Source organism: Salinicola socius (assembly GCF_001937195.1).
GTDB lineage: Bacteria > Pseudomonadota > Gammaproteobacteria > Pseudomonadales > Halomonadaceae > Salinicola > Salinicola socius.
In genome coordinates, this window is sequence record NZ_MSDO01000149.1 from 1 (window position 1) to 402 (window position 402).

The window sequence follows — 402 nt, forward strand, 5'->3', positions numbered from 1 at the left end:
TCGCCGAGATGCCCGATTTATCGGTTTGAAGGCGTGATTTGCCGGTTTGAAGCCCCCGTGTACCAGTTCAAGATGATGGCTTCCGCGATGCGCGGAAACCGGGCGGCTTGGCATGGTTTTGCATTCCAGAGCGTGCCGGCCGTCGTCGGTGAAAGAATTGTCCCGGCATGACAGGGAGTTGGCGTCGATTTTTTTACGGATTGAGGGTTGCATTCCGCGTCTGCCCGGGTAAAATTCGCATCCGTTGTCACGGCGAGCTCGTCAAGGCGATGGATTGTAGGACCGTAGCTCAGTTGGTTAGAGCGCCACGTTGACATCGTGGAGGTCAGCGGTTCAAATCCGCTTGGTCCTACCAGATTCGAACCCCGAGCCTTGTCTCGGGGTTTTTTGTGCTCGTCAGTT

The 402-nt window shown here is 56.0% G+C and carries 1 tRNA gene; it reads left to right on the forward strand.

What is annotated here, in order from left to right:
* The first annotated feature begins 278 nt into the window (after window positions 1-278).
* Window positions 279-355 (forward strand) — tRNA-Val (locus BTW07_RS19325).
* Window positions 356-402: the final 47 nt, after the last annotated feature.